We start from the raw sequence: 23,364 nt of genomic DNA, 5'->3' as shown, positions 1-23,364 counted from the left end.
CGGCAGCCAAGGGTTGCCGCGCCCTTTTTTGTTGGCCGCCGCTATCTGCCTGATGCCGCTATGCCTTGCAGGAGATAGCGGATCATCTTGCGTATCGTCGCCTCGGGCTCGTCGAGCCGGTTGGTCAGGAGATGCCGCCAGGCGTAGGAAGCGATGAGATCGGCAACGACACCCGCATCGATATCGCCGGCGATCTCGCCCCGCGCCTTGGCGCGTTCGATGATCTGGCCGGTATGGGTGCGGCGCGCTCCGGCATAGCCGGCCAGGGCCGTCGCCGCGGTTTCATCCGACTGCGCCTCGGCGATCAGCGACTTGAAAACACTGCCCGACGATGTCTCGAGCCAGTGCGTGAATAGATTGATCAGGAAGCCGACGAGATCCTCCTCCAGGCTTCCCGTATCAGGAATGTCGACGCGCTTCTGGCGCTGGTAGACCTCGAGCAGCAGTGCCGCCTTGCTCGGCCACCAGCGATAGATGGTCGGCTTGCCGGCACGGGCGCGCCGCGCCACCGCCTCGATCGAGAAGCCGGCATAGCCGGCCTCGATCAGCACGGCTTCGGCGGCCTCCAGAATGGCTTCGGCGCTGTCCGGATTGCGCCTGGCACCAATCGATTTGCGTGCCGGATCGGCGATTTCGCCCATGAGCCGTTCCTCCTGAAGCGGTTGCGTGCCGGCCGAAACGACAACCCGCCGGCAACTGTTGCCTCGCCCCGTATTTTTGCCAGCCGGATGCCTGCCATCCGGAGCAAAGCCTTCGTTTTCCTTGCAGCGTTCGTGCGGACGCCAAATGAAGCCATTTGGCCGCAAAATACGCTGATGCCAAGAGATGCTCATACATCATCGCTTGACGAAACGGAACGGTTCGTTCTATTCAACGAAACGTTTCGTTCCGATGGACATCGCCCATGACGACCATTATCGCATCCGGCACCGCACCCGCCGAGACGACAATTTCGAGTTGGATGACCTTCTTGCTGGCTGCCGCCTGCGGGCTGATTGTCGCCAATATCTACTACGCGCAGCCATTGATTGGCCCGATCGGCGCTGAACTTGGCCTGCCGCCGCATGCGGCGGGCCTGATCGTTACGATGGCGCAGATCGGCTACGGGGTGGGCCTGCTGTTCATCGTGCCGCTTGGCGACCTCGTCGAGAACCGCAAGCTCGTGCTTGGCATACTCGTCGTTGCGACGCTTGCCTTGCTGGGTGCGGCGATATCAACGCAGCCGGCGGCTTTTCTGGCCGCGATGCTGTTTGTCGGTCTTGGCTCGGTCGCTGTGCAGACCCTTATCCCCTATGCGGCGCACCTGGCGCCGGAAGCCAGGCGTGGCCGCGTGGTCGGCAATGTCTCAGTGGGGTTGTTGCTGGGTATAATGCTGTCACGGCCGTTTTCCTCCTTCATCACGGCGCTGTCGTCCTGGCATGTGGTCTACTTCACCTCTTGCATTGTCATGATCGTGCTGACCGTGGTGCTGCGGTTCGCGCTGCCCAGACGCATGCCGACGGCGCGTCTGAGCTACGGTGCGCTTTTGGCGTCCATGGTGCATATTGCGCGCTCGACGCCGGTGCTGCGGCGGCGGGCTCTCTATCAGGCCTTCCTGTTCGCAGCCTTCAGCCTGTTCTGGACGACGACGCCGCTGCTGCTGGCCGGACCCGATTTTGGCTTGACGCAGCGCGGCATCGGCCTGTTCGCTTTGGCCGGCGTCGCCGGTGCAATCGCCGCGCCGCTCGCCGGAAGGGTCGCCGACCGCGGCTGGAGCCGCCCGGCGACAGCCTTTGCCATGCTGTGCGTCGCCGTTGCGTTTCTTGTAACCCATATCGCTCCCAGCGGCTCGACACTTTCGTTGGCGCTGCTGGTCGCCGCCGCTATCGTGCTCGACTTCGGCGTGCAGACCAACCTTGTGCTCGGCTATCGGGATCTGTTCGCGCTCGGCGCCGCGCATCGCAGCCGCCTGAACGGGCTCTACATGGCGACGTTCTTTATCGCCGGCGCAGTCGGCTCGGGCGTCGGCGGTTGGGCGTATGCCCAAGGCGGCTGGCCACTGGTGTCCTGGATCGGCCTGGCGCTGCCAGTTGCGGCACTGCTCTGTTTCGCCACCGAATTCATGTCGCGCCAAAGGGCGTGAATTCGCGCCCAGGTTAGCGCATCATTGCATCGCCTGCGAGGTTTCGGATTCGATGCGCCATCCCTCTTCGGCCTTGACCAGCCCGAGCGTAACGCGCGCCTTGCCGGTCAGCCGTGCCGCCGACTTGTCCTTCGGCACATAGTCGTAGTGCATGGCAAAGGTGGCCTCAGTGCGGTCCTCGCCATGCGGCGTGATCTCCAGGCTGCCTGGTTCCAGCCCGAGCGACCACGAAGTCCATTGCGCGAACCAGTCGGTCTTCACCTTGACGATGGCATCGGCGTCGTAGCGTGTGCCGAAAATGGTGGCCGACGCGCCGTAGATCCGCTTGACCGTTTCGGCCATCGTCCTGGTGTCCGGTGTCAGATAGTTCCGGCGCAGGAATTGTTCGATCGAAGCCTTGTCGTCGCCCACGGAACGCTCCAGCGCCGCGACCTGTGGGGCCGTGGCCGGCGCCGGCTCCGCCGCCGGCTTCGGCTTCGGGGCAGGCCCTTCACCCGGGACGAATTCGAAGCGTTCGAGCAGCGAGCCCTGCTCCCAGGGGCGCTGGCCTTCGCGGGTTTGCGAAACGACGTCGCGGCGCACCGCGATCATCATGTCGTTGATGCTCTGGCCGGGCTCGCCAATGTGCCGCAAAAGGGCTGATGCAAAGGGCGAGTTGCGCCCGGTGCCGTCCATGGCGACCGCGCCGGGCGCCGTCGAGAAGGCAATGAAGGAGCCGCGCGTCGAATCGAACTGCGCCAAGCCGGCGAGCGCCGTCGCCGAGCGCGTGGTGGCGGTGCGGCTGAGGCTGCGGGCGAACGGGTTGTTACGGCAGGCATCGAGAAACACCAGACTGACCTTGGTCTGCTGTTCCATGATGTCGAGGACTTCGTCGATCGGCACGGCTTCGAGCTGCAGTTTCACCGGCATGTCGAGCCTGGCGTCGACCGGCACGATGTAGTTGCGCCCGTCGACCTGCAGGCCGTGGCCGGCATAGTAGAAAAGCCCGACGCCGGCGCCTTCGAGCGCATCGGAGAATTCGCCGATGCTGCGTTCGAGCTCGCGCTTGCCGAGGTCGTTGCCTTCGATGACCTCGAAACCGATGGAGCGCAGCTTGTCGGCGATGTCGAGGGCGTCGTTGACCGGATTGGCCAGCGTGCCGGCCTCGGCATAGGTGCCGTTGCCGATGACAAGCGCCACGCGACGCGCCGGCTCAGCGTCGGCGCTCAGCAGCAATAGTCCCAGAAATGCCCATGCGAGGATCGCAAGCCTGCCCATGGGCGCAATCATAGCGCCACAGGCCCCGGCGACGCCAACAGATTTGAAATGCAGGCTTAATCCAGCGTGGTCCGCCGCCCCGGCAGGCGCGGCGAAAACGCCCTTGCGCCCGCGCGCCGTATCGGGCAAACCGGCCTTCCCTTGCGATTTTCCCGCCCGAGGTCCCCATGTCCACGACGATTTCGCCGCTCGCGCCGAAGAAGTACCCCAAGATGCCTGTCATTGAAGGGGTGCGCATCGCCACCGCCGAAGCGGGGATAAAGTACAAGAACCGAACCGACCTGCTGGCCATGGTGTTCGATGCCGGCACCGCGGTCGCCGGCGTGTTCACCAGGTCGAAATGCCCCTCGGCGCCGGTCGATTTCTGCCGTCAGAACCTTGCCGCCGGCAAGGCGCGGGTGCTGGTCGTCAATTCCGGCAATGCCAACGCCTTCACCGGCAAGAAGGGCCGCGAATCCACCGCTCTGACCGGCGAGGCGGCGGCCAAGGCTGCCGGCTGCACGGCAGGCGAGGTCTTCCTGGCCTCGACCGGCGTCATCGGCGAGCCGCTCGACACGACCAAGTTCAGCCATCTGCTCGCCGGGCTGGTCAGCGATGGCAAGCCCGACCTGTGGACCGAGGCGGCGAAGGCCATCATGACCACGGACACCTATCCGAAAGTGGCGACGCAGACGGTCAAGCTTGGCGATACCGATGTCACCATCAACGGCATCTCCAAGGGCGCCGGCATGATCGCCCCCGACATGGCGACGATGCTGTCCTTCATCGCCACCGATGCGCCGATCGCGGCCCCCGTGCTGCAGGATCTGCTATCGCGCGGCACGGCCAAGACCTTCAACGCGGTGACCGTCGACAGCGACACCTCGACCAGCGACACGCTGCTGATCTTCGCCACCGGCAAGGCCGCCAAGCGCGGCGCGCCCGAGATCACCGACCCCAGAGATGCCCGGCTCGGCCAGTTCCGCCGGGCGCTCGGCAAGGTGCTGAAGTCGCTGGCGCTGCAGGTGGTGCGCGACGGCGAGGGCGCCCGCAAGCAGGTCGAAGTCACCGTCACCGGCGCGAAATCGGCCCGCTCGGCCAAGCGCATCGCGCTGTCGATCGCCAATTCGCCGCTGGTCAAGACGGCGGTCGCCGGCGAGGACGCCAATTGGGGCCGTGTGGTCATGGCCGTCGGGAAGGCCGGCGAACCCGCCGACCGCGACCGGCTGTCGATCTGGTTCGGCGACAACCGGCTGGCGCATGAAGGCGAGCGCGATCCGGCCTATTCGGAAGAAAAGACCTCGGCCTACATGAAGCGTGACGATATCCGCATCCGCGCCGATATCGGCATCGGCCGCGGCAAGGCGACGGTGTGGACCTGCGACCTCACCAAGGAATATGTCACCATCAACGGCGATTATCGGAGCTGACGGTTTTGGCTTCCAGGCATCCGGCAAGCATGCTTGCGATCGTGCGCCGCTACGAGGCGGCCGGCTTTCGCGCCTGGCCGGCGGCCGCCGTCCACTATGACGGCACCTGGGTGGTGCGGCTCACCGCCGGCCATCCGGCCAAGCGGCTGAATTCGGTCAACCCGCTCGATCCCGGCGACATCCAGCACATAGCCGACCGCATCGGCCGCGCCAGCCGCCGTTTCGACGCCTATGGAAGGCCGCTGACGTTCCGCATGTCGCCGCTGTCGGGTCCCGATCTTGCCGGCCATCTCGACAAGGAGGGCTGGAGCCGATTCGACGAATCGCTGGTCATGCGGCTGCCGCTGGCCGACGCCCAGCTCGATGCCGCCATGGACCAGATTCCGCTCAAGGACATCAGCCGCTTCATCGGCGCGTCGCTCAAGGTCAGCGGATCGGATGTTTCGCTGCGGCCCGGCCTGTCGGAGATCATCGGCGCCATCCAGCCAGAGGCCGGGCTGTTCGCACTGGAAGATGGGGCAGAGGCGCTGGCGACCCTGATTTGCGTGCATGACGGCGATCTCGCCGGCCTGTTCGAAGTCGCCACCGACAAGGCGGCGCGCAACAAGGGCCATGGCCGCAACCTGATCCGGTCGGCGCTGAAATGGGCGCGGCTGCGCGGCGCGCGGGAGGCCTGGCTGCAGGTCGAGGCCGGCAATGTGCCGGCGCTGGCGCTCTATCGGTCGCTCGGCTTCGAGGAAGTCTATCGCTACCATTATCGCCGGCCGCCCGGGCATGAGTGACGTCGGGCATGAATGATCCGGCCAATACCGGCAAGCGCCTGCTCCTGGTCGCGGCCTGCGCGCTGGTCGATACCGACGGCCGCGTGCTGCTTGCGCAGCGGCCCGAGGGCAAGCAGCTTGCTGGCCTGTGGGAATTTCCCGGCGGCAAGGTCGAGCCCGGCGAGACGCCGGAACAATGCATCATCCGTGAATTGCATGAGGAGATCGGCATCGAGACCGAAATCCCGTGCCTGGCGCCGCTTACCTTCGCCAGCCATTCCTATGACGACTTCCATCTGTTGATGCCGCTGTTTGTCTGCCGCCGCTTCCGTGGCATCGCCCAGCCCCGGGAAGGGCAGGCGCTGAAATGGGTGCGGCCAAGAGAGATGCGTGACTATCCGATGCCGCCGGCCGACGCGCCGCTGATTCCGTTCCTGATCGATCTGCTCTGAGGATTTGTTTTGACGCAATTCCCAAGGGAAAGCGCTCCGCGTCCCGGGAAAGCCGCTTCACATTTTTCCTGGAATTGCTCTGAGGAGCGGCCACGGCCCATATCAGCCAGCGTTAATAGAAGATTTATCTCATCATGAAAAATTGATGCATGGCCGTGTCGTCGCGGCCGCGTCGCGGATTGGCTGGGGAGCGATAGGATGAGCCTGGACAGGGATTGGGATTCGATCCGGCCCGACCGCGGCTTTCGTGCCGCAGATGCGGGCATGGGCATCCTGCGCGTGACACTGCTGTTCGGCTCGGCCGCGGTGGCGCTGGCGCTGATCGCGACCCCTTTCCTCGACAGCCAGACGCGCTCGCAATCGGCGCGCGATGATTTTCCCGGTGGTCTCGACATGACGGCCACCGGCTCGATCAGCCATCGAACCACCTATACGGTGCGCCGCAGCGTGTTGCAGGCGCAGCCCGGTTCGGTCTGCATCATCGGCTCCGATGGCAGAACCAGCGGCGACTGCTGACATGGTTGGAATTTGCAAGAGGGTGGCGGTTTCACCGCCTGTTAAGGCTTTGCCGTTAACCTTTCTTAACAGGTCGGCGGTAAGGTCCTTGGCGAGGGGATCGAGGTGATGAAACCAGTGCTGCTGCATTTTCTGAAAGACGAAACCGGCGCCACGGCGGTCGAATATGGCTTGATCATAGCTGTGTTGTCGCTGACCATCGTCGCCGGCATCAGTCAGGTGTTCAACTCCATCACCTGGCTGTTCAGCAACAATAGCAGCCGGCTTGCGAACGCGTTCGCACCCTGATCGGGCTGTCCACGGCCGACCCGATCATTGCCCGTCGGGAGCCTAAAGTATCGTCTTCAGCGAGACTTTGGCTGAACCCGGTTTCAGCGGTTTCTGCTGCGATGCATCGGGCGCCCAGCCGGACATCCAGACCATCGAGAAACTTGCCCGGATCCGGCCGTCGGCGTCGGAAAACCGCTCGGCATAGATTTCCGCGGCACGCGCAAACAGTCTGCGTGTGCTCGGCCGCCGGCTGCGATCGGTGAGGGCGCTGGTTTCGCCCATGGCGCGCAGATCGGCCATCAAAGCAAACAGATTGGCATAGCGCACCGTCACGGTCTCGACATCGGCGACCGGCAGGGCAAGACCGGCGCGCTGCAGCAGCGCACCGGCGTCGCGCACGTCGGTGAAGGGGATGACGCGGGGGCTGGCGCCGCCGTAAAGCTCGGTCTCGGCCGCAAGCAGGCTCTCGCGCAGCTCGCCGAGCGTGCCGGCGCCGGCGAAGGCGCCAAGAAAGAGCCCGTCCGGCCGAAGCGCGCGGCGGATCTGGATCAGCATGCCGGGAATGTCGTTCATCGCCTGCAGCGACAGAAGCGACACCGCCAGATCGAGGCTTGCCGGTTCGAAGGGCACGGTTTCCAGTGGTGCGACCATGCCGGCGGCACCCGTCAGGAAAACCGTGTCCGTCTCGACGCGGACGATATCCGCCACCTTGCCGCTCGCGGCGAGCACACCGGCCGCGGCCGACGTCTGGCAGAACAGCACCGCCGCCTTGTCGAACCGGCGCTCGACGGCGCCCAGCCGGTCGGCAAGGTCCTCGGCGGCGCGGTTCATCAGGAAATCGGCACCGTCGACCGGATGGCTTAGCGCGCGCCGCTTGTGCGCCAGCCACAAAGAGGTATCCATAATAGGCTGCAAACGGGTGGATCCTTGTTTGTCCACGCCCTGATATACTTGGTACACTCGGTGCGGAGAACCAACCACGTGGCCGATCCGACGCCAGAGATCAAGTCCATCGGGATCAGGAACCTCGCCCGATCGGCCTTCGGCTGGCCGGCGCGCATGCTGTTTCCGCCGGTCTGTGCCGGCTGCCGCCGGCATGTCTCGCAGCCGGGCGTGCTGTGCGGCGCCTGCTGGCCGAAGCTGCGGCTCTTGGAACGGCCCTGGTGCCCGGTTATGGGCACGCCGTTCACCAACCATATGGGCGAGGGTTTTCTGTCGGCCGAGGCGATCGCGGATCCACCACCCTTCGAGCGGGCGCGGGCAGCCGTCGCCTATTCCGGTGTCGCCCGCCAGATGGTGCAAGGGCTGAAATACCAGGATCGCACCGATCTGGCACCTTGGATGGCGCGCTGGATGGTGCGCGCCGGCGCCGATCTCATCGCGGAAGCCGATGTGGTGGTGCCGGTGCCGCTGCACTGGCGGCGTTTCTTCCGGCGGCGCTTCAACCAGTCGGCGGAACTGGCGCGCGCGGTCTGCGAGCTCAGCGGCCTGTCTTTCGCGCCTTCCGCCATGCGGCGGGTGAAACTCACTCGCCAGCAGGTCGGGCTCGAGCGGCAGGAGCGCGAGGAGAATGTGCGGGCCGCTTTCCGCGTGCCGGCCGAGGCGGAGATCCAGATCGCCGGCCGCAGGGTGCTTCTGATCGATGACGTCTACACCACGGGCGCCACCGTGCGCGCGGCCACCAAGGCGCTGAAAAGGGGCGGTGCCGCCACCGTTGACGTGCTGACCTTCGCGCGCGTGTTGCCGGGGGACTTCCGGGCGGACGAGTCCGTGACTATATAAGTCGGCAACGAAAGCGGAATTCATCATGGTCGATGTCACGATCTATACGCGTATGATGTGCGGCTACTGCACGGCGGCCAAGCGGCTGCTGGAGCGCAAGGGCGTCGCCTATACCGAGCATGACGCTTCGTTTTCGCCCGAATTGCGTCAGGAGATGATCTCGCGCGCGCACGGCCGCACGACCTTTCCGCAGATTTTCATCGGCAACACGCATGTCGGCGGCTGCGACGACCTCCACGAGCTGGAGGCCGAAGGCCGGCTGGACAGGCTGCTCGCCAACGGCGCGACGATTTGAGGGTATGATGATGGGTGTTTTCAAGGCTGCGGCGGTCCAGATGCGTTCCGGCGAAAGCCCCGAGCGCAATGCGGTCGATCTCGAACGGCTGGTGCGTGAAGCGGTCGGGCAGGGCGCGACCTATATCCAGACGCCGGAAATGACCGGGGCGCTGATCCGCGACAAGGAGGCGCGTGCCGCCTCCTTCACCTCCGAAGACAGGGACATCATCGTTGCGACCGCACGTGGATTGGCGCGCGAACTCGGCGTCTTCCTGCATATCGGCTCCACCGCCATCCTGCGCCCCGACGGCAAGCTCGCCAACCGGGCGCTGTTGTTTGGTCCGGACGGCGCGACGCTCGCCACCTATGACAAGATCCACATGTTCGACGTCGATCTCGACAATGGCGAAAGCTGGCGCGAATCCGCCGCCTACGAACCCGGCACCGAAGCCGTAGTGACCGAGGTTGCGGGCGCCAAGCTTGGTTTTGCGGTCTGCTACGACCTGCGTTTCCCGCAGCTGTTCCGCACGGAGGCGGTGGCCGGCGCCGATGTTTTGACCGTGCCCGCCGCCTTCACCCGACAGACCGGCGAGGCGCACTGGCATGTGCTGCTCAGGGCCCGTGCCATCGAGAACGGCGCCTTTGTCGTCGCCGCCGCACAAGGCGGCCTGCATGAGGACGGCCGCGAAACCTATGGCCATTCGTTGATCGTCGACCCGTGGGGCCGCATCATCGCCGAAGCCGCGCATGACGAGCCTGCGGTGATCGTCGCCGAGATCGACCCGGCGCAGTCGCTTGCGGCGCGCAAGAAGATCCCCAATTTGAAGAATGCGCGGGATTTCACCATCAATGCCGGCGCGGTGGACGCGCCGCGTCTCAGGGGTGCTGCCTCTTGATCCGCTTTTCCCTGATCTGCGAAAACGAGCACGAGTTCGAGGGCTGGTTCCGCAGCAATGACGATTTCGACACCCAGAAGAAGCGCGGCTTTGTCGATTGCCCGAGCTGCGGCTCGCACAAGGTAGAGAAGGCCCTGATGGCGCCCGCCGTTTCCACGGCCCGCAAGCAGGAGACCATAGCGCTCGCCATGGGTGAGGCGCAGAAGCAGGCCCTGGCGCAACTCAAGGCGATGGCCGAGAAGGTGCGCGAGAATGCCGACTATGTCGGCGACAAGTTCGCCGAGGAAGCGCGAAAAATCCATTTCGGCGAGACCGACCCGCGCGGCATCTATGGCGAGGCGACGTTGGAAGAGGCCAAGGGGCTGGCCGAGGATGGCGTCGATTTCATGCCGATCCCGGTGTTTCCCGACGACCGCAACTGAACGTTCAGCTCACGCTGCCTATCAATTTCTCAAGCAGGTGCGAGAGCGTTTCCCGTTCCGCTGGCGTCAGGCCCGCAAGAATCTCGTGCTCGTTGGCGACATGAGCGGTCAGGGCCTCGTCGATCAAGGCGAGACCCTTCTCGGTAAGCTGCACGACGATGCCGCGCCGGTCGTTGGGGTGCGGGCCGCGCAGGATCAATCCGGCTTTTTCCAACCGGTCGAGCCGATTGGTCATGGCCCCGGATGTCACCATGGTCGCTTCATAGAGATCTGTCGGCGTCAGTGCGTAAGGTGAGCCTGAGCGGCGCAGCGTTGCCAGCACGTCGAACTCGCCGGCTTGCAACCCGAAACGGGCAAACAGCGGCGCCAGGCGATCACGCGCGATCAACGACGAGGCTTCGTTCAATCGCCCGAGCACGCCCATCGGCGAGACATCAAGGTCCGGCCGCTCCCGTTTCCACTGTTCGATCGCCTTTGCCGCGCGATCCATCTGTCTCACCGCTAAATATCGTGATGTTAAGAATCTTTGTGTTATCTTATCTCAAGGTACAGCACCGGCCAAGCGCCGCAAGTGCCAAATTTCACGATTGAGTGACGGGACCATCCGATGAAATTTCTCTGGGATTCGGCGCTCGGCCTCCTGGTCGTCACCGGCGGCCTGCTCGGCCTGACACTGCCCTTCGGCAAGCTCGCCACGGCGGCCGGCGTGCCGGCCATGGTCTGGGCCTTCGTCATCTCGCTCGGCGCCGGCGGCGTGCTTTTGTGCGTGCTTTTGCTGCGCGGCCAGCGCATCTGGCTCACCGCGCACAAGCTGCGCTATTTCTTCGTCACGGCGGCAGTGTCCTATGCCCTCCCCAATCTCTTGATGTTCTCGGCCATACCGCATCTGGGCGCCGGCTATACCGGCATCATGTTCACGTTGTCGCCCGTCGTCACGCTGATGTTCTCGATCCTGCTGCGCGTCCGGCGCCCGAACATGCTGGGCATATCAGGCATCGCCGTCGGTTTCGTCGGCGCCGTGATGGTCGCGGCGACGCGCGGCGAGGCCGGCCAGCCGGCCGATATGTTCTGGGTGGTGGTGGGGCTGCTGATCCCGGTCAGCCTTGCAGCCGGCAATATCTACCGCACCGTCGACTGGCCGGAAGGCACCGGCCCGATCGAGCTTGCCGTCGGCAGCCATCTGGCGGCGGCGACGCTGCTGCTCGCCGGCATTCTCGCTCTGTTCGGCATCAAGGCCTTCGCGCCGCTCGGCGGCGTTCCGCTGGTCGTCATCGCGCAGGTTGCGTCGGCGTCGGCGATGTTTGCCTTCTTCTTCCGGCTGCAGGCGGTCGGCGGCCCGGTCTATCTCAGCCAGATCGGCTATGTGGCGGCCGCGGTCGGCCTGCTTGCCGGCACGATCTTCCTTGGCGAGCACTATCAGCTGCTGACCTGGGCCGGCGCCGCCATCATCACCGCCGGCGTCTTCATCACCACGAAGGCGCAGAGCCAGGCCGTCGCGAAGCCGCAGCCTGCGTAAACGTCGTCAAAGTTTTCCGCCGCCGTCGGCGTCGCCGCCGGGCTCCGGCCTTGGATGCCGGCGGCGGTGCGTGGCGGCGGCCCGCGCCGCCTGTTCGTAGATGCCGGTCATCAGCTCGAGCGTACGCGCGACGTCTTCGAGCTTGTCGGCCATTTCGGGAATGCGCGTCACGGCGTCGATAAGCAGGACGGAGCGGATGTCGGCATAGCGCTCGGTCACGCGATGCCCGAGCGGCGTCACTTCGTAGGTGACGCCTGCCCTGCCGCTGCCGGTGCGGGTGATCAAACCGCCCTTCAGCAGTTTGCGCAGGCTGTACTGGATGTTGGGGATGTCGTCGCGGTTGGTCATCTGGGCAAGATCGCGCACGCTTTTCTGGCGGTCGTTCATGCGGATGATGTGGAGCAGTGCGTTCTCGGGTCCGCTGGCGGAAAACTCGATCACCGTGGCGAGGCATTCAGCCTGCCAATGGCCGAATGCCTCGTAGGAGCGCATCAGCGCGTATTCGACTTCGGTGACGTCGATCTCCAGCGGCGTGCGCGCCAGATGCCAGCCGCGATCCAGCAACTCGGCCTGTGTTTCCAAAGATTTGCGCCGTTCGTTCATCTGCCTGTCCCCTGCCATCAGCATGCGCTGATCCCGGTGATTGCGTCCACATGAATTTATGATAGACTTTCTATTATAAATTATAAGCAAAAAATGAGGAGAACACCGCCAATGAGCATGCTCGACAAGACCGCGCCTCACGCGCAGCCCTTCTTTCTCGGCACTTTCGCGTCCAATTGTTCCGGCGGCATGACCGTCACCAAGGTTCCCGAGCGCTGGGCCAGTTCTTGGGACAACAATCTGCGGCTGGCGCATCTGCTCGACGAGGCCGGCATCGACTTCATGCTGCCGATCGCACGCTGGATCGGTTATGGCGGCGAGACCAATTTCCACGGCAACGTGCTGGAGACGATCACCTGGGCGGCCGGGCTTCTGGCGCTCACCCGCAACATCACGGTTTTCGCCACCACCCATACCGCGGCCAACCATCCCGTGGTCGTTGCCAAGCAACTGGCGACCATCGACCAGATCAGCCGCGGCCGCATCGGACTCAACATCGTCGCCGGCTGGAACAAGCCGGAATATGAGGCACTTGGGCTGACGCTGCCCGATGACCATGTCACGCGCTACGGCTATGCCCAGGAATGGTTCGATATTGTCCAGGCGCTGTGGGAGCGCACGGAAGCCTTCGACTGGGACGGCACCTGGTTCAAACTCAGGAATGTGCTTGGGGACCCGCGTCCGTCGTCACGGCCGCCGATCCTCAATGCCGCCGGGTCGGAGGAGGGCCGCAAATTCGCGGTCCGCAACGCCGATTTCCTGTTTACGCCGGCGATCGACCTGGCGCGCTCCAAGGACGAGATCATTGCGCTGAAGGAGCAGGCGAGGGCCGCCGGCAGCGATGTCGACGTGCTGACCTTTGCCCATGTCGTCTGCCGCCCGACCGAAAAGGAGGCCACGGACTATCTCGAACATTTCGGCCGCGCCAATGCCGACTGGGCGGCGGTCGACAATCTGGTCCGGCTGCAATTCGCCCATGCGCAGTCGTTCCCGCATGATCTCCTGGCGCTCATTCGCGACCGCATGGCGGCCGGCCATGGCGGCTTCCCGCTCACCGGCACGCCCGAGCAGGTCGCCGACGGGATCACCGCCTTGCATGCGGCAGGCTTTCGCGGCTCGACATTGTCCTTCGTCGATTATGTCGAGGAATTCCCCTATTTTCGCGACACCGTGCTACCCATTCTCGAAGAGAGAGGCATTCGCATCGCACCGGCCGCGATGCGGTCGGCGGCTTAGCAAAGAAGCGACGAGGCAATGTCCATGACAGAAGCTCCGGTCAGCGTCGCCGACTTCCGCGCCGCCATGCGGCTCATCGTCGGCAATGTCAGCGTCATCACCGCCGGTGCCGGCGACGACCGGTCCGGCCTTGTCGTCATTTCGGTGGTCTCGCTGTCGGCCGAACCGCCCAAGGTGATCGCTTGCGTCAACCGATCGTCATCGACCTGGCCGGTTATCGAGCGCTACCGGCATTTCGGCGTCAATTCGCTGGGGCCTCAGCATCAAGCCGTGGCGGAGCGTTTCTCCGGCTTTGGCGGCATCAAGGGCAAGGACCGCTATGACGGCGCCGAATGGGTGACGCTTAAGACCGGAGCCGCGCTGCTTTATGACGCCGTGGCCGCCTTCGACTGCAGCCTCGACGAGATGATCGACCGCGGCACGCATTCCATCGTGATCGGCTCGGTCGAGGCGGTGCGCACCCGCGATGCCGGCCAGGCGCTGATCTATTGGCGGGGCGGCTACCGACCCCTCAGCACTGAATAGCGTAAGAGCGGATCAGACGGATCCCTTCTCCGCCAGCACCATGTAGTTGACGTCCATGTCCTTCGATCGCGCCCAGCGGTCGGCAAGCGGATTGTAGGTGACGCCGGTGCGGTCGATGATGGTCAGGCCGGCGCCGCCGAGCGCCTTCTCCAGTTCTTCCGGGCGCACCAGCTTGCCGAACTGGTGGGTGCCGCGCGGCAGCCAGCGCAGCACATATTCAGCACCGATGATGGCGAGACCCAGCGCCTTCAGCGTGCGGTTGATGGTGGCCACGAACATGATGCCGCCGGGCCGGACCATCTGCCCGCATTTGGCGACGAACAGATCGATGTCGGCGACGTGCTCGACCACTTCCATGTTGAGGATGACGTCGAATGTCTCGCCGGCGTCGGCAAGATCCTCGGCCGTCGTGGCTCGGTAGTCGACGATCACATTGCCTTCGGCTGCGTGCAGTTTCGCCACTTCGATGTTTGTCTCGGAGGCGTCCGCTCCCACGACCTCGGCGCCAAGCCGCGCCATCGGCTCGCACAAAAGACCGCCGCCGCAGCCGATATCGAGGATGCGCAGCCCCTCGAACGGCCGCGCGGCACGCGGGTCACGGCCGAAGCGCGTCGCTATCTGGTCGCGGATATAGGAAAGCCGGACCGGATTGAATTTGTGCAGCGGACGAAACTTGCCGTTCGGGTTCCACCATTCGGCGGCAAGGGCGGAAAAGCGTTCCACTTCTCCGGCATCGATCGTCGATCGTCGGGGTTCTGGCATTGGTTGGTCTCCTCGAACGCTAGGAAGTCGGGCGTGGAGGCGGGAAAGTCAAGGCAACAATTTTCCTCTGCCGACAGGGCGGAGCATCCTGTCAGGGCATGTCAGCTGTCGCGTACGGCGGTGAAACACAATTGGCCCGGCGGGCGAATGAAGGGCATCGTTTGGATTCGAAGGAGTGCACGATGAAGGTCATGACGGCTTCGATCCTTTGGCGCAGGCTGGATGTGGAAGGCCACGACGCCTGCCTGCTGTCGCAAGGCGATGGCGGGCACAGCCTCCAGGGACAAGCCATCTTCGTCCAGGACGGCAAGCCATGCTGCCTTGCCTATGAGGTGATTTGCGACGCCGGCTGGCGCACGCGGTGGGCGCGGGTCGCCGGGTTTCTCGGCATTCGCAAGCTGCACTGTGCCATTGAACGACGTGCCGACGGCGAGTGGACGCTGAACGGCGAGCCACAGCGGGACGTCACCGGCCTTGTCGATGTCGACCTCGGCTTCACGCCGGCATCGAACCTGTTGGCGATCCGGCGGTTCGACCTCGGTGTCGGCGAGACGACGCCCGCTCCAGCCGCCTATCTGAGCTTTCCAACATTCGAGATGGTGCTTCTCGAGCAAAGCTATCGGCGTCTCGACGAGACCCGCTACGCCTACACCGCGCCCATGTTCGGTTATGAAGAGATCCTTGGTGTCTCGCCGCACGGCTTCGTCGTCGACTATCCCGGCCTGTGGACAAACGTGGCTGCCTCAGGCTGAAGGAAGTCCCGGCGCGGCCTATTTCGCGTCCAGCACGTCGCGCAGCTTGGCTTCGAGTTGCTCGATGGTGAACGGCTTGGCCAGGAAGTGAACGTCATGGTCGAGCACGCCGTTATGGACGACGGCATTCCTGGTGAAACCGGTGGTGAAGATGACCTTCAGGCCGGGTTGGCGTGCGACCGCCTCCTCGGCGAGCTTGCGGCCGTTCATCGCAGGCATGACGATATCCGTGAAAAGCAGGGCGATGCCCGATGTCGCCGCCAGCTTCTGAAGGGCCTCCTGGCCACTTCCAACGTGGATGACCGTATAGCCGAGTTCGCGCATGGCGTCTGTCGTGGCGGCCCGCACGCGGGCGTCGTCCTCGACGACGAGGATCGTCTCGGTGACCTTGACGGTGCTCTTGCCGCGCCCGGCGGGTGCCGCCGGCTCCTCCGGTCCGAAAAACCGGGGCAGATAGATCCTTATCGTCGTGCCTTGGCCCGGTTCGGAGTAGATCTTGACGTGGCCGCCCGACTGCTTGACGAAGCCGAACACCTGGCTCAGCCCAAGTCCCGTGCCCTTGTTGACCGGCTTGGTCGTGAAGAAGGGTTCGAAGGCCTTGGCGATGACCTCGGGCGACATGCCGGTGCCGGTGTCGGTGACCGCGATCATCACATATTGGCCTGGCGTGACTTCGGCATGTGTCGCGGCATAGGCGTCGTCGAGGTGGCTGTTGGCGGTCTCGATGGTCAACTTGCCGTCATTGTCCATGGCGTCACGGGCGTTGACGGCAAGGTTGAGGATGGCGTTCTCGATCTGGCTGGGGTCGGCGTGGGTTTTCCACAGGCCGGCCGCCAGCACGGTTTCGACGCGTATGCCCTCGCCCAGCGCACGGTGGAGAAGGTCGGACATGCCGGTCACCAGCCGGTTGGTATCGACCACCTGCGGCGCAAGCGGCTGCAAGCGCGAGAAGGCGAGCAGCCGGGAGGTCAAATTGGCGGCACGGCCGGCTGCATCCGTCGCAGCCTCGACGAATTTCTCGATGTCATTCTCGCCACGCTTCAGCTTGCGCTGGGCAAGGTTCATGGCGCTGAGGATGACCGCCAGCATGTTGTTGAAATCGTGGGCGATGCCGCCTGTCAGTTGGCCGACCGCCTCCATCTTCTGCATCTGGCGGATCTGGGATTCGGCCTTCTCGCGCGTGTTGATCTCGTTGCCGAGCTCGATGTTCTTGCGCATCAGCTCTTCCTGGGCGGTGGCGACCTCGCGGAAGCGGCGGCGGATTGGCGGATCGTGTAGGCACCGAGCAGGAAGATCGCGACGAGGGCCGCAAGCGAACCGACACGCAGCCAGGCCTCGACCTGGTCCGTGTGCTCGTCGCGCGCTGCGATGTCGGCGGCGCCGATGCGCCGGATGGTGTCCATGCTGGCGCGGATCTCGTCCATGGCGGCCTTGCCCTGGCCGCCGCGGACGAGTTCCAGCGCCTTCGACGCATCGCCCTTGTCGTAGAGGGCGATCGTCTCGGACAGTTCAGCCTGTTTTTGCGCCAGCGCGTCCTTGATGTGGCTGATCTGCGGGGCGAGCTGATCGTTGGATGATGTCATGGCATCGATGCGGGCAAGTTGCCCCGGGATGGCATCGACAGCCTTCTGGTACGGTTCGAGATAGGATTTCTCGCCGGTCAGCAGATAGCCGCGCTGGCCGGCCTCGGCATCCTGCGCCAATGAAAGCAGCCCTGAAAGCTGCTGCTGGTATTCAATTGTCTCGCGCGCGGCGGCACGATTGGCCCTTTGTCCCTCGACCAGCAGGGCACGGGTGCCGACGATCAATGCCAGCACGGCGAAGCCGGCGACAAGCGGCAGCGATTGCAACCGCATGGCGCGCCGAAGACGAGCAATCATCTGTTATGCCGAACCAAAAGGAATTCCCCGCGGGCAGCATTTGGTAAGCGGCGCGGACCCGGATGGCAATATGCCGTCTTGTTGAAGCCGGCATTCCGCTGCCAGCCTTGCGAAACCCAAAGCATTTGGCTAAGGAGGCCGCGCATTCAGCGGCCGGCGCCAGCCGGGCGCTTTCCTTCGTTTTCGGCTCCAGGCCGGCTTCAGTCAAAGGCATTTCGCTTCCATGGCGCGTATCGTGATGAAATTCGGCGGAACCTCCGTCGCCGACATCGCCCGCATCCGCAATGTGGCGCGTCACGTCAAACGCGAGGTCGACGCCGGCCATGAGGTGGCGGTGGTCGTCTCGGCAATGGCCGGCAAGACCAATGAACTGGTCGGCTGGACGCGCGAGGCCTCGCCGATGCACGACGCACGCGAATATGACGCGGTCGTCGCTTCCGGCGAGCAAGTCACCGCGGGTCTGCTGGCCATCACCTTGCAGAACATGGGCGTGCACGCCCGTTCCTGGCAGGGCTGGCAGATCCCGATCAAGACCGACAACGCGCATGGCGCGGCGCGCATCCTCGACATTGACGGCGCCTTCCTGATCAAGCGCTTCGGCGAGGGCCAGGTGGCCGTCATCGCCGGCTTCCAGGGCATCGGGCCGGACAACCGCATCGCGACCCTCGGCCGTGGCGGTTCCGACACCAGCGCGGTCGCCATCGCCGCTGCGGTCAAGGCCGACCGCTGCGACATCTACACCGATGTCGACGGGGTCTACACCACCGACCCGCGCATCGAGCCCAAGGCGCGGCGGCTGGCCAAGATCTCGTTCGAGGAAATGCTTGAAATGGCCTCGCTCGGCGCCAAGGTTCTGCAGGTGCGTTCGGTCGAGCTTGCCATGGTGCACAGGGTGCGTACCTTCGTGCGGTCGTCCTTCGACGATCCCGATGCGCCCGGAATGGGGGATTTGCTCAATCCTCCGGGAACGCTCATTTGCGACGAGGAAGAGATCGTGGAACAGCAGGTCGTCACCGGAATTGCCTACGCCAAGGACGAGGCCCAGATTTCGCTGCGCCGCGTCGGCGACCGCCCTGGCGTCGCCGCCGGCATTTTCGGGCCGCTGGCCGAGGCCAACATCAATGTCGACATGATCGTCCAGAACATTTCTGAGGACGGCAAGTTCACCGACATGACCTTCACCGTGCCTTCGGGTGACCTCGACAAGGCGCTGGCCGTGCTCGACCGGCTGAAGGCCGAGGTCGGCTACGATGTCGTGCAGTCGGAAGCCGGCATGTCGAAGGTTTCGGTCATCGGCATCGGCATGAGGAGCCACGCCGGTGTCGCCGCCACCGCTTTCAAGGCGCTGGCCGAGAAGGCGATCAATATCCGCGCCATCACCACCTCCGAGATCAAGATTTCGATACTGATCGACGGTCCGTACACCGAACTTGCGGTTCGCACTTTGCATTCCGTCTACGGTCTGGATAAGCAGTAGCAAGACTGAATCAGTTGTTGCGCGCATGCCGGCAGCGGCGGAAACTGCGCCGGCAAGTGTTTCATTGGAGAAAAAGCCGCGATGCGTGACCAGGCCAGTGGCCCGCGCGTTTTGCTGAAACGGCTCCGCGAGCTCATGCAAGAGCCGCTGGAGCCGCAGGAGCGGCTTGACCGGATCGTGCGCGACATCGCTTCCAACATGGTTGCGGAAGTCTGCTCGCTCTATGTGCTGCGCGCCGATTCGGTGCTTGAGCTCTACGCCACCGAGGGTCTGAACCCGAACGCCGTCCACCTGGCGCAGTTGCGGCTCGGGCAAGGCCTTGTCGGCACCATCGCCGCCAGTGCGCGGCCGCTCAATCTTTCCAATGCGCAGGAGCATCCGGCCTTCGCCTACCTGCCGGAGACCGGTGAAGAGATCTACAATTCCTTCCTCGGCGTGCCGGTGCTCAGGGCAGGGCGCACGTTGGGCGTCCTGGTCGTGCAGAACAAGACCATGCGCCACTATCGCGACGACGAGGTCGAGGCGCTGGAAACCACCGCCATGGTCATCGCCGAGATGATCGCCACCGGCGATCTGGCGCGGCTGACGCGGCCGGGCCTCGAACTCGATCTGCGCCGGCCGGTCAGTTTCACCGGCCTGTCCTTCAACGACGGCGTCGGGCTTGGCCATGTCGTGCTGCACGAGCCGCGCATCGTCGTCACCAATCTGTTCAACGAGGACAGCGAGGAAGAGGTCCGGCGGCTGGAAAGCTCGCTCGGCTCGCTGCGGCTCTCCATCGACGACATGCTGGAGCGCCGCGACGTCGCCTTCGAGGGCGAGCATCGCCAGGTGCTGGAAGCCTACCGCATGTTCGCCAATGACCGTGGCTGGGTGCGCCGGCTGGAAGAGGCCATCCGCAACGGCCTGACGGCCGAAGCGGCCGTGGAAAAGGTGCAGAGCGACATGCGCGCCCGCATGCTGCACATGACCGATCCCTATCTGCGCGAGCGGATGAGCGATTTCGACGACCTCGCCAACCGGCTCTTGCGCCAGCTGATGGGCCGCGGACCGGAAGACGTCGCGGCCTCGCTGCCGAAGGACGCCATCATCGTCGCCCGCTCGATGGGCGCGGCCGAGCTGCTGGACTATCCCAGGGAAAAAATGCGCGGGCTGGTGCTCGAGGATGGTGCCGCCACCAGCCATGTCGTCATCGTCGCGCGCGCCATGGGCATCCCGGTCGCCGGCCAGATGAAGGGTGCCGTTTCCATGGCGGAAAACGGCGATGCCATCATCGTCGACGGCGAGGAAGGCACGATCCATCTGCGGCCGCAGTCCGATCTCGAAGCCGCCTATGCCGAAAAGGTGCGGTTTCGCGCGCGCCGGCAAGAGGTCTATCGCGAACTGCGCAAGAAGCCGTCGACGACCAGGGACGGCGTGCAGGTCGACCTCCTGATGAATGCCGGGCTTGCCGTCGACCTGCCGCAACTGGCCGAGTCGGGCGCTGCCGGCATTGGCCTGTTCCGCACCGAACTGCAATTCATGGTCGCCTCGACCTTTCCGCGCGCCGAGGCGCAGGAGAAGCTCTATCGCGACGTGCTCGAGGCCGCGCGCGGCAAACCTGTCACCTTCCGCACCATCGACATCGGCGGCGATAAGGTGCTGCCGTACTTCAAGGGCGCCATCCAGGAAGAAAACCCGGCGCTCGGCTGGCGGGCGATCCGGCTAACGCTCGACCGGCCCGGGTTGCTGCGCACCCAGATCCGCGCCCTGCTGAAGGCCAGCGGCGGGCGCGAGCTCAAGCTGATGCTGCCGATGGTGACCGAGCTTGGCGAGATCGCCCAGGCGCGCGAGATCATCGACCGCGAGGTGCGGCATCTGTCGCGTTTCGCCCATCATCTGCCGACCAGCCTCAAGCTGGGCGCGATGCTGGAAGTGCCGTCGCTGCTGTTCCAGCTCGACGAATTGATGAAGGCCGTCGATTTCGTCTCGGTCGGCTCGAACGATCTGTTCCAGTTCGTCATGGCGGTCGACCGCGGCAACACGCAACTGGCCAACCGCTTCGACACGCTGTCGGCGCCGTTCCTGCGCGTGCTCAAGCAGATCGCCGATGCCGGCATCCGCAACCACACGCCGGTGACGCTGTGCGGCGAACTCGCCGGCAAGCCGATCTCGGCGATGGCGCTGATCGGTCTGGGCTTCCGTTCGATCTCGATGTCGCCGGCCTCGATCGGCCCGGTCAAGGCGATGCTGACGGAACTGCCGCTGGATGAGCTGACGGCGTTCTTCGACGACAATCTGATGGCGCCGGCGCAGGGGTTGCCGATGCGGGCGCTGCTGCAGGCCTTCGCCGACGACCGCTCGATTCCGTTGTAGCGCCCCATCATGGTCAATCTGCCCCGCGATCGTATGGATCAAGTCGTCAAGCGTTTCGAGATGCTCGAAGCGCAGATGTCGGCCGGCCCGGCGCCGGACGCCTATGTGAAGATGGCATCGGAATATGCCGAGCTGCAGGACATGGTGGCCAAGGTCAGGCAATTGCGCTCGGCCGAGCATGAGCAGGCCGACCTTGAGGCAATGCTTGCCGACAAGGGCACCGACGCCGAGATGCGGGCGCTCGCCGAGGCGGACCTGCCCGGCGTGGAGGAGCGTATCGAAACGCTGCAGAAGGATATCCAGATCCTGCTTCTGCCCAAGGACGCCGCCGACGACAAGAATGCCATCCTCGAAATCCGTGCCGGTACCGGCGGTGACGAGGCTGCGCTCTTCGCCGGCGACCTGTTTCGCATGTATGAGCGCTATGCCGCCGAACGCGGCTGGCGGTTCGAGACGGTGTCTGCCAGCGACGGCGATGCAGGCGGGTTCAAGGAAATCATCGCCACCGTTTCGGGCAAGGGCGTGTTTGCCCATCTGAAATTCGAATCCGGCGTGCATCGCGTGCAACGCGTGCCGGCGACCGAGGCAAGTGGGCGCATTCACACCTCGGCGGCGACCGTCGCCGTGCTGCCGGAAGCGGAAGAGGTCGACATCGAAATCCGCGCCGAAGATATCCGCATCGATACGATGCGCGCTTCGGGCTCCGGTGGCCAGCATGTCAACACCACCGATTCGGCGGTGCGCATCACCCATTTGCCGACGGGCATCATGGTGGTGCAGGCGGAGAAATCGCAGCATCAGAACCGGGCAAAGGCCATGCAGATCCTGCGTGCCCGGCTCTATGATCTGGAGCGCAGCAAGGCGGACGAGGAACGCTCGGAATCGCGTAAATCGCAGGTCGGCTCCGGTGACCGTTCGGAGCGCATCCGCACCTATAATTTCCCGCAGGGCCGCGTCACCGACCATCGCATCAACCTGACGCTCTACAAGCTCGACCGGGTGATGATGGGCGAGCTCGACGAAATCGTCGACGCGCTGATCGCCGATTACCAGTCGAAGCTGCTGGCCGATATCGGCCTCGATGGCTGACCCTCTGCCCGAGGCGCTGGGGCCGCTGCTGTGGGAAGCGCGGGCCAGACTTGCCATGGCCGGGGTCGATGATCCGGCGCTCGATGCGCGGCTGATCGTCGAACATTTTTCCGGCACGACGCGCACGCAGGCCATTGCCGACCCTGAACGCTCGATGGACGGCAATGCCATCGCCGCGATCGAAGCCGCCTTAAGGCGCCGGGCTGGTGGTGAACCGGTGCATCGCATCCTCGGCTACCGCGAATTCTACGGTTTGCGGCTGTCGCTGTCGCCGGAAACGCTCGAGCCGAGGCCGGATACAGAAACGCTGGTCGAGGCGGTGCTGCCTTTTGTCGAAGCGACGGCCGCGCGCGAAGGGACCTGCCGCATCCTTGATCTCGGTACCGGGACGGGAGCCATCGCGCTGGCGCTGCTGAGTGCCGTGCCGGCCGCGACCGCCACCGGTGTCGACATTTCCGCCGGCGCGCTGGCGACGGCAGCCCGCAACGCCGGGGAACTCGGGCTTGGCCGCCGGTTCACGACGGTGCAGTCGGACTGGTTCGAAAAAGTTTCCGGCCGATACCATGTAATTGCCGCAAACCCTCCCTATATACCTTTACGAGACATTGGAAATCTGCAGGACGAGGTCCGCGATTTCGACCCACACCTAGCCTTGGATGGCGGCGTGGATGGGCTGAACCCCTACAGGATCATCGCCGCCGAGGCGGCCCGGTTTCTAGAAGCCGAAAGCAGGATTGCGGTCGAGATCGGCCATACGCAACGCAACGAGGTTACGGATATATTCAAGGCGGCTGGTTATGCATTGGCTGCTGCCTTACGTGATCTCGGCGGAAACGACAGGGTTCTTGTCTTTCAATGGGGATAAGCCTTGACGCAGCGCGAAAAAACCGCTTGGCAATACCGGGGAATGCGGCTAGGGTCGCCTCAACCGGATGAGACGAAGCAGGCAGTGCTCTTAGCGATTCGGTCCTCCTTGGAAATAGCTGCCTTCTTGCGCAAACGACGCCCA

Annotated in this window: 24 protein-coding genes and 1 pseudogene; 18 read left to right on the top strand and 7 right to left on the bottom strand. The window is 64.5% G+C overall.

The annotated features are described in order from the left end of the window. Positions 1–41: 41 nt before the first annotated feature. Positions 42–641, bottom strand: a complete 600-nt coding sequence (locus tag ACVILI_RS00200; protein ID WP_027047427.1) for a TetR/AcrR family transcriptional regulator — start codon at positions 639–641, stop codon at positions 42–44. Positions 642–904: 263 nt separating this feature from the next. Between ACVILI_RS00200 and ACVILI_RS00195 the strand changes: the two genes are divergently transcribed. Beyond that, positions 905–2,122, top strand: coding sequence for an MFS transporter (locus ACVILI_RS00195; RefSeq protein ID WP_038649914.1), 1,218 nt, complete (start codon positions 905–907; stop codon positions 2,120–2,122). A 21-nt stretch (positions 2,123–2,143) separates the two neighbouring features. On the opposite strand, the gene ACVILI_RS00190 is transcribed toward ACVILI_RS00195, so the two are convergent. Next, a complete protein-coding gene (locus ACVILI_RS00190; protein WP_038653397.1) occupies positions 2,144–3,379 on the bottom strand; it encodes a caspase family protein in 1,236 nt (411 codons plus the stop codon). A 167-nt stretch (positions 3,380–3,546) separates the two neighbouring features. On the opposite strand from ACVILI_RS00190, the gene argJ reads away from it, so the two are divergent. From argJ to ACVILI_RS00165, 5 genes are all read left to right on the top strand, one after another. Beyond that, positions 3,547–4,788 (top strand): bifunctional glutamate N-acetyltransferase/amino-acid acetyltransferase ArgJ, encoded by a 1,242-nt coding sequence (gene argJ / locus ACVILI_RS00185; RefSeq protein ID WP_019861364.1) that lies wholly within the window; start codon positions 3,547–3,549, stop codon positions 4,786–4,788. A 29-nt stretch (positions 4,789–4,817) separates the two neighbouring features. Beyond that, on the top strand, positions 4,818–5,570 hold the full coding sequence (locus ACVILI_RS00180) for a GNAT family N-acetyltransferase (RefSeq protein ID WP_019861363.1): 753 nt from the start codon (positions 4,818–4,820) through the stop codon (positions 5,568–5,570). A gap of 8 nt (positions 5,571–5,578) precedes the next feature. Further along, entirely contained in the window at positions 5,579–6,001 is a 423-nt protein-coding gene (gene mutT, locus ACVILI_RS00175; RefSeq protein WP_038649912.1) for an 8-oxo-dGTP diphosphatase MutT, read from the top strand. Positions 6,002–6,199: 198 nt separating this feature from the next. Next, the gene (locus tag ACVILI_RS00170) at positions 6,200–6,517 is read left to right on the top strand and encodes a hypothetical protein (protein WP_038649910.1); all 318 of its coding nucleotides are present in this window, start codon (positions 6,200–6,202) and stop codon (positions 6,515–6,517) included. A gap of 108 nt (positions 6,518–6,625) precedes the next feature. Continuing rightward, entirely contained in the window at positions 6,626–6,805 is a 180-nt protein-coding gene (locus tag ACVILI_RS00165) for a Flp family type IVb pilin (protein WP_019861361.1), read from the top strand. Positions 6,806–6,847: 42 nt separating this feature from the next. Here ACVILI_RS00165 and ACVILI_RS00160 read toward each other — a convergent pair whose 3' ends face one another. Then, on the bottom strand, positions 6,848–7,702 hold the full coding sequence (locus tag ACVILI_RS00160; protein ID WP_038649908.1) for a methyltransferase domain-containing protein: 855 nt from the start codon (positions 7,700–7,702) through the stop codon (positions 6,848–6,850). 66 nt (positions 7,703–7,768) lie between these two features. Here ACVILI_RS00160 and ACVILI_RS00155 point away from each other — a divergent pair, with 66 nt between their 5' ends. Genes ACVILI_RS00155 through ACVILI_RS00140 form a run of 4 tightly spaced genes read left to right on the top strand, consistent with a single transcriptional unit; the run spans position 7,769 to position 10,163 of the window. Then, the gene (locus ACVILI_RS00155) at positions 7,769–8,569 is read left to right on the top strand and encodes a ComF family protein (RefSeq protein ID WP_240564714.1); all 801 of its coding nucleotides are present in this window, start codon (positions 7,769–7,771) and stop codon (positions 8,567–8,569) included. A gap of 25 nt (positions 8,570–8,594) precedes the next feature. After that, a complete protein-coding gene (gene grxC / locus ACVILI_RS00150) occupies positions 8,595–8,864 on the top strand; it encodes a glutaredoxin 3 (protein WP_038649905.1) in 270 nt (89 codons plus the stop codon). Positions 8,865–8,874: 10 nt separating this feature from the next. Continuing rightward, positions 8,875–9,741: a carbon-nitrogen hydrolase family protein gene (locus ACVILI_RS00145; RefSeq protein ID WP_084791792.1), complete on the top strand. Its 867-nt coding sequence runs from the start codon at positions 8,875–8,877 to the stop codon at positions 9,739–9,741. Then, entirely contained in the window at positions 9,738–10,163 is a 426-nt protein-coding gene (locus tag ACVILI_RS00140; protein WP_032931815.1) for a DUF1178 family protein, read from the top strand. Before ACVILI_RS00145 ends, ACVILI_RS00140 begins: the two co-directional genes overlap by 4 nt. Before the next feature lie 4 nt (positions 10,164–10,167). On the opposite strand, the gene ACVILI_RS00135 is transcribed toward ACVILI_RS00140, so the two are convergent. Further along, entirely contained in the window at positions 10,168–10,653 is a 486-nt protein-coding gene (locus ACVILI_RS00135; protein ID WP_038649901.1) for a MarR family winged helix-turn-helix transcriptional regulator, read from the bottom strand. A 117-nt stretch (positions 10,654–10,770) separates the two neighbouring features. Here ACVILI_RS00135 and ACVILI_RS00130 point away from each other — a divergent pair, with 117 nt between their 5' ends. Continuing rightward, positions 10,771–11,679, top strand: coding sequence for a DMT family transporter (locus ACVILI_RS00130; RefSeq protein ID WP_038649899.1), 909 nt, complete (start codon positions 10,771–10,773; stop codon positions 11,677–11,679). A 6-nt stretch (positions 11,680–11,685) separates the two neighbouring features. Here the strand turns inward: ACVILI_RS00130 and ACVILI_RS00125 are convergent, their stop codons facing one another. Continuing rightward, positions 11,686–12,282, bottom strand: a complete 597-nt coding sequence (locus tag ACVILI_RS00125) for a winged helix DNA-binding protein (protein ID WP_240564715.1) — start codon at positions 12,280–12,282, stop codon at positions 11,686–11,688. A 111-nt stretch (positions 12,283–12,393) separates the two neighbouring features. On the opposite strand from ACVILI_RS00125, the gene ACVILI_RS00120 reads away from it, so the two are divergent. Next, positions 12,394–13,518, top strand: coding sequence for an LLM class flavin-dependent oxidoreductase (locus tag ACVILI_RS00120; protein WP_019861353.1), 1,125 nt, complete (start codon positions 12,394–12,396; stop codon positions 13,516–13,518). A gap of 24 nt (positions 13,519–13,542) precedes the next feature. Next, on the top strand, positions 13,543–14,043 hold the full coding sequence (locus ACVILI_RS00115) for a flavin reductase family protein (RefSeq protein ID WP_032921391.1): 501 nt from the start codon (positions 13,543–13,545) through the stop codon (positions 14,041–14,043). 12 nt (positions 14,044–14,055) lie between these two features. Here ACVILI_RS00115 and ubiG read toward each other — a convergent pair whose 3' ends face one another. Next, complete coding sequence (ubiG, locus tag ACVILI_RS00110) at positions 14,056–14,805, bottom strand: bifunctional 2-polyprenyl-6-hydroxyphenol methylase/3-demethylubiquinol 3-O-methyltransferase UbiG (protein ID WP_038649897.1); 750 nt, start codon at positions 14,803–14,805, stop codon at positions 14,056–14,058. A gap of 182 nt (positions 14,806–14,987) precedes the next feature. On the opposite strand from ubiG, the gene ACVILI_RS00105 reads away from it, so the two are divergent. Next, a complete protein-coding gene (locus ACVILI_RS00105) occupies positions 14,988–15,557 on the top strand; it encodes a putative glycolipid-binding domain-containing protein (RefSeq protein ID WP_038649895.1) in 570 nt (189 codons plus the stop codon). An 18-nt stretch (positions 15,558–15,575) separates the two neighbouring features. Here the strand turns inward: ACVILI_RS00105 and ACVILI_RS00100 are convergent. After that, a pseudogene (locus tag ACVILI_RS00100) lies at positions 15,576–17,413 on the bottom strand (CHASE3 domain-containing protein). A 247-nt stretch (positions 17,414–17,660) separates the two neighbouring features. Between ACVILI_RS00100 and ACVILI_RS00095 the strand changes: the two are divergent. The 4 genes from ACVILI_RS00095 to prmC all read left to right on the top strand — a co-directional run bounded on the left by ACVILI_RS00095 (position 17,661) and on the right by prmC (position 23,220). Beyond that, a complete protein-coding gene (locus ACVILI_RS00095; RefSeq protein WP_038649893.1) occupies positions 17,661–18,914 on the top strand; it encodes an aspartate kinase in 1,254 nt (417 codons plus the stop codon). A gap of 81 nt (positions 18,915–18,995) precedes the next feature. Further along, complete coding sequence (gene ptsP, locus ACVILI_RS00090; protein ID WP_019861345.1) at positions 18,996–21,266, top strand: phosphoenolpyruvate--protein phosphotransferase; 2,271 nt, start codon at positions 18,996–18,998, stop codon at positions 21,264–21,266. Positions 21,267–21,275: 9 nt separating this feature from the next. Beyond that, positions 21,276–22,355, top strand: a complete 1,080-nt coding sequence (gene prfA, locus ACVILI_RS00085) for a peptide chain release factor 1 (RefSeq protein WP_019861344.1) — start codon at positions 21,276–21,278, stop codon at positions 22,353–22,355. Beyond that, positions 22,348–23,220: a peptide chain release factor N(5)-glutamine methyltransferase gene (prmC, locus tag ACVILI_RS00080; protein WP_038649889.1), complete on the top strand. Its 873-nt coding sequence runs from the start codon at positions 22,348–22,350 to the stop codon at positions 23,218–23,220. The genes prfA and prmC overlap by 8 nt, the downstream gene beginning before the upstream one ends. Positions 23,221–23,364 lie beyond the last annotated feature (144 nt).

It is taken from the genome of Mesorhizobium sp. USDA 4775 (assembly GCF_054062655.1).
The sequence above is the reverse complement of the archived record's forward strand: the minus strand, read 5'-3'. Positions and strand labels throughout refer to the sequence as shown.

What these genes read in the sequence shown, in the direction of transcription:
- ACVILI_RS00200 (WP_027047427.1), bottom strand. Translation starts at nt 641, where the DNA reads ATGGGCGAAATCGCCGATCCGGCACGCAAATCGATTGGTGCCAGGCGC.
- ACVILI_RS00195 (WP_038649914.1), top strand. Translation starts at nt 905, where the DNA reads ATGACGACCATTATCGCATCCGGCACCGCACCCGCCGAGACGACAATT.
- ACVILI_RS00190 (WP_038653397.1), bottom strand. Translation starts at nt 3,379, where the DNA reads ATGGGCAGGCTTGCGATCCTCGCATGGGCATTTCTGGGACTATTGCTG.
- argJ (WP_019861364.1), top strand. Translation starts at nt 3,547, where the DNA reads ATGTCCACGACGATTTCGCCGCTCGCGCCGAAGAAGTACCCCAAGATG.
- ACVILI_RS00180 (WP_019861363.1), top strand. Translation starts at nt 4,818, where the DNA reads ATGCTTGCGATCGTGCGCCGCTACGAGGCGGCCGGCTTTCGCGCCTGG.
- mutT (WP_038649912.1), top strand. Translation starts at nt 5,579, where the DNA reads ATGAATGATCCGGCCAATACCGGCAAGCGCCTGCTCCTGGTCGCGGCC.
- ACVILI_RS00170 (WP_038649910.1), top strand. Translation starts at nt 6,200, where the DNA reads ATGAGCCTGGACAGGGATTGGGATTCGATCCGGCCCGACCGCGGCTTT.
- ACVILI_RS00165 (WP_019861361.1), top strand. Translation starts at nt 6,626, where the DNA reads ATGAAACCAGTGCTGCTGCATTTTCTGAAAGACGAAACCGGCGCCACG.
- grxC (WP_038649905.1), top strand. Translation starts at nt 8,595, where the DNA reads ATGGTCGATGTCACGATCTATACGCGTATGATGTGCGGCTACTGCACG.
- ACVILI_RS00145 (WP_084791792.1), top strand. Translation starts at nt 8,875, where the DNA reads ATGGGTGTTTTCAAGGCTGCGGCGGTCCAGATGCGTTCCGGCGAAAGC.
- ACVILI_RS00135 (WP_038649901.1), bottom strand. Translation starts at nt 10,653, where the DNA reads ATGGATCGCGCGGCAAAGGCGATCGAACAGTGGAAACGGGAGCGGCCG.
- ACVILI_RS00130 (WP_038649899.1), top strand. Translation starts at nt 10,771, where the DNA reads ATGAAATTTCTCTGGGATTCGGCGCTCGGCCTCCTGGTCGTCACCGGC.
- ACVILI_RS00125 (WP_240564715.1), bottom strand. Translation starts at nt 12,282, where the DNA reads ATGAACGAACGGCGCAAATCTTTGGAAACACAGGCCGAGTTGCTGGAT.
- ACVILI_RS00120 (WP_019861353.1), top strand. Translation starts at nt 12,394, where the DNA reads ATGAGCATGCTCGACAAGACCGCGCCTCACGCGCAGCCCTTCTTTCTC.
- ACVILI_RS00115 (WP_032921391.1), top strand. Translation starts at nt 13,543, where the DNA reads ATGACAGAAGCTCCGGTCAGCGTCGCCGACTTCCGCGCCGCCATGCGG.
- ubiG (WP_038649897.1), bottom strand. Translation starts at nt 14,805, where the DNA reads ATGCCAGAACCCCGACGATCGACGATCGATGCCGGAGAAGTGGAACGC.
- ACVILI_RS00105 (WP_038649895.1), top strand. Translation starts at nt 14,988, where the DNA reads ATGAAGGTCATGACGGCTTCGATCCTTTGGCGCAGGCTGGATGTGGAA.
- ACVILI_RS00095 (WP_038649893.1), top strand. Translation starts at nt 17,661, where the DNA reads ATGGCGCGTATCGTGATGAAATTCGGCGGAACCTCCGTCGCCGACATC.
- ptsP (WP_019861345.1), top strand. Translation starts at nt 18,996, where the DNA reads ATGCGTGACCAGGCCAGTGGCCCGCGCGTTTTGCTGAAACGGCTCCGC.
- prfA (WP_019861344.1), top strand. Translation starts at nt 21,276, where the DNA reads ATGGTCAATCTGCCCCGCGATCGTATGGATCAAGTCGTCAAGCGTTTC.
- prmC (WP_038649889.1), top strand. Translation starts at nt 22,348, where the DNA reads ATGGCTGACCCTCTGCCCGAGGCGCTGGGGCCGCTGCTGTGGGAAGCG.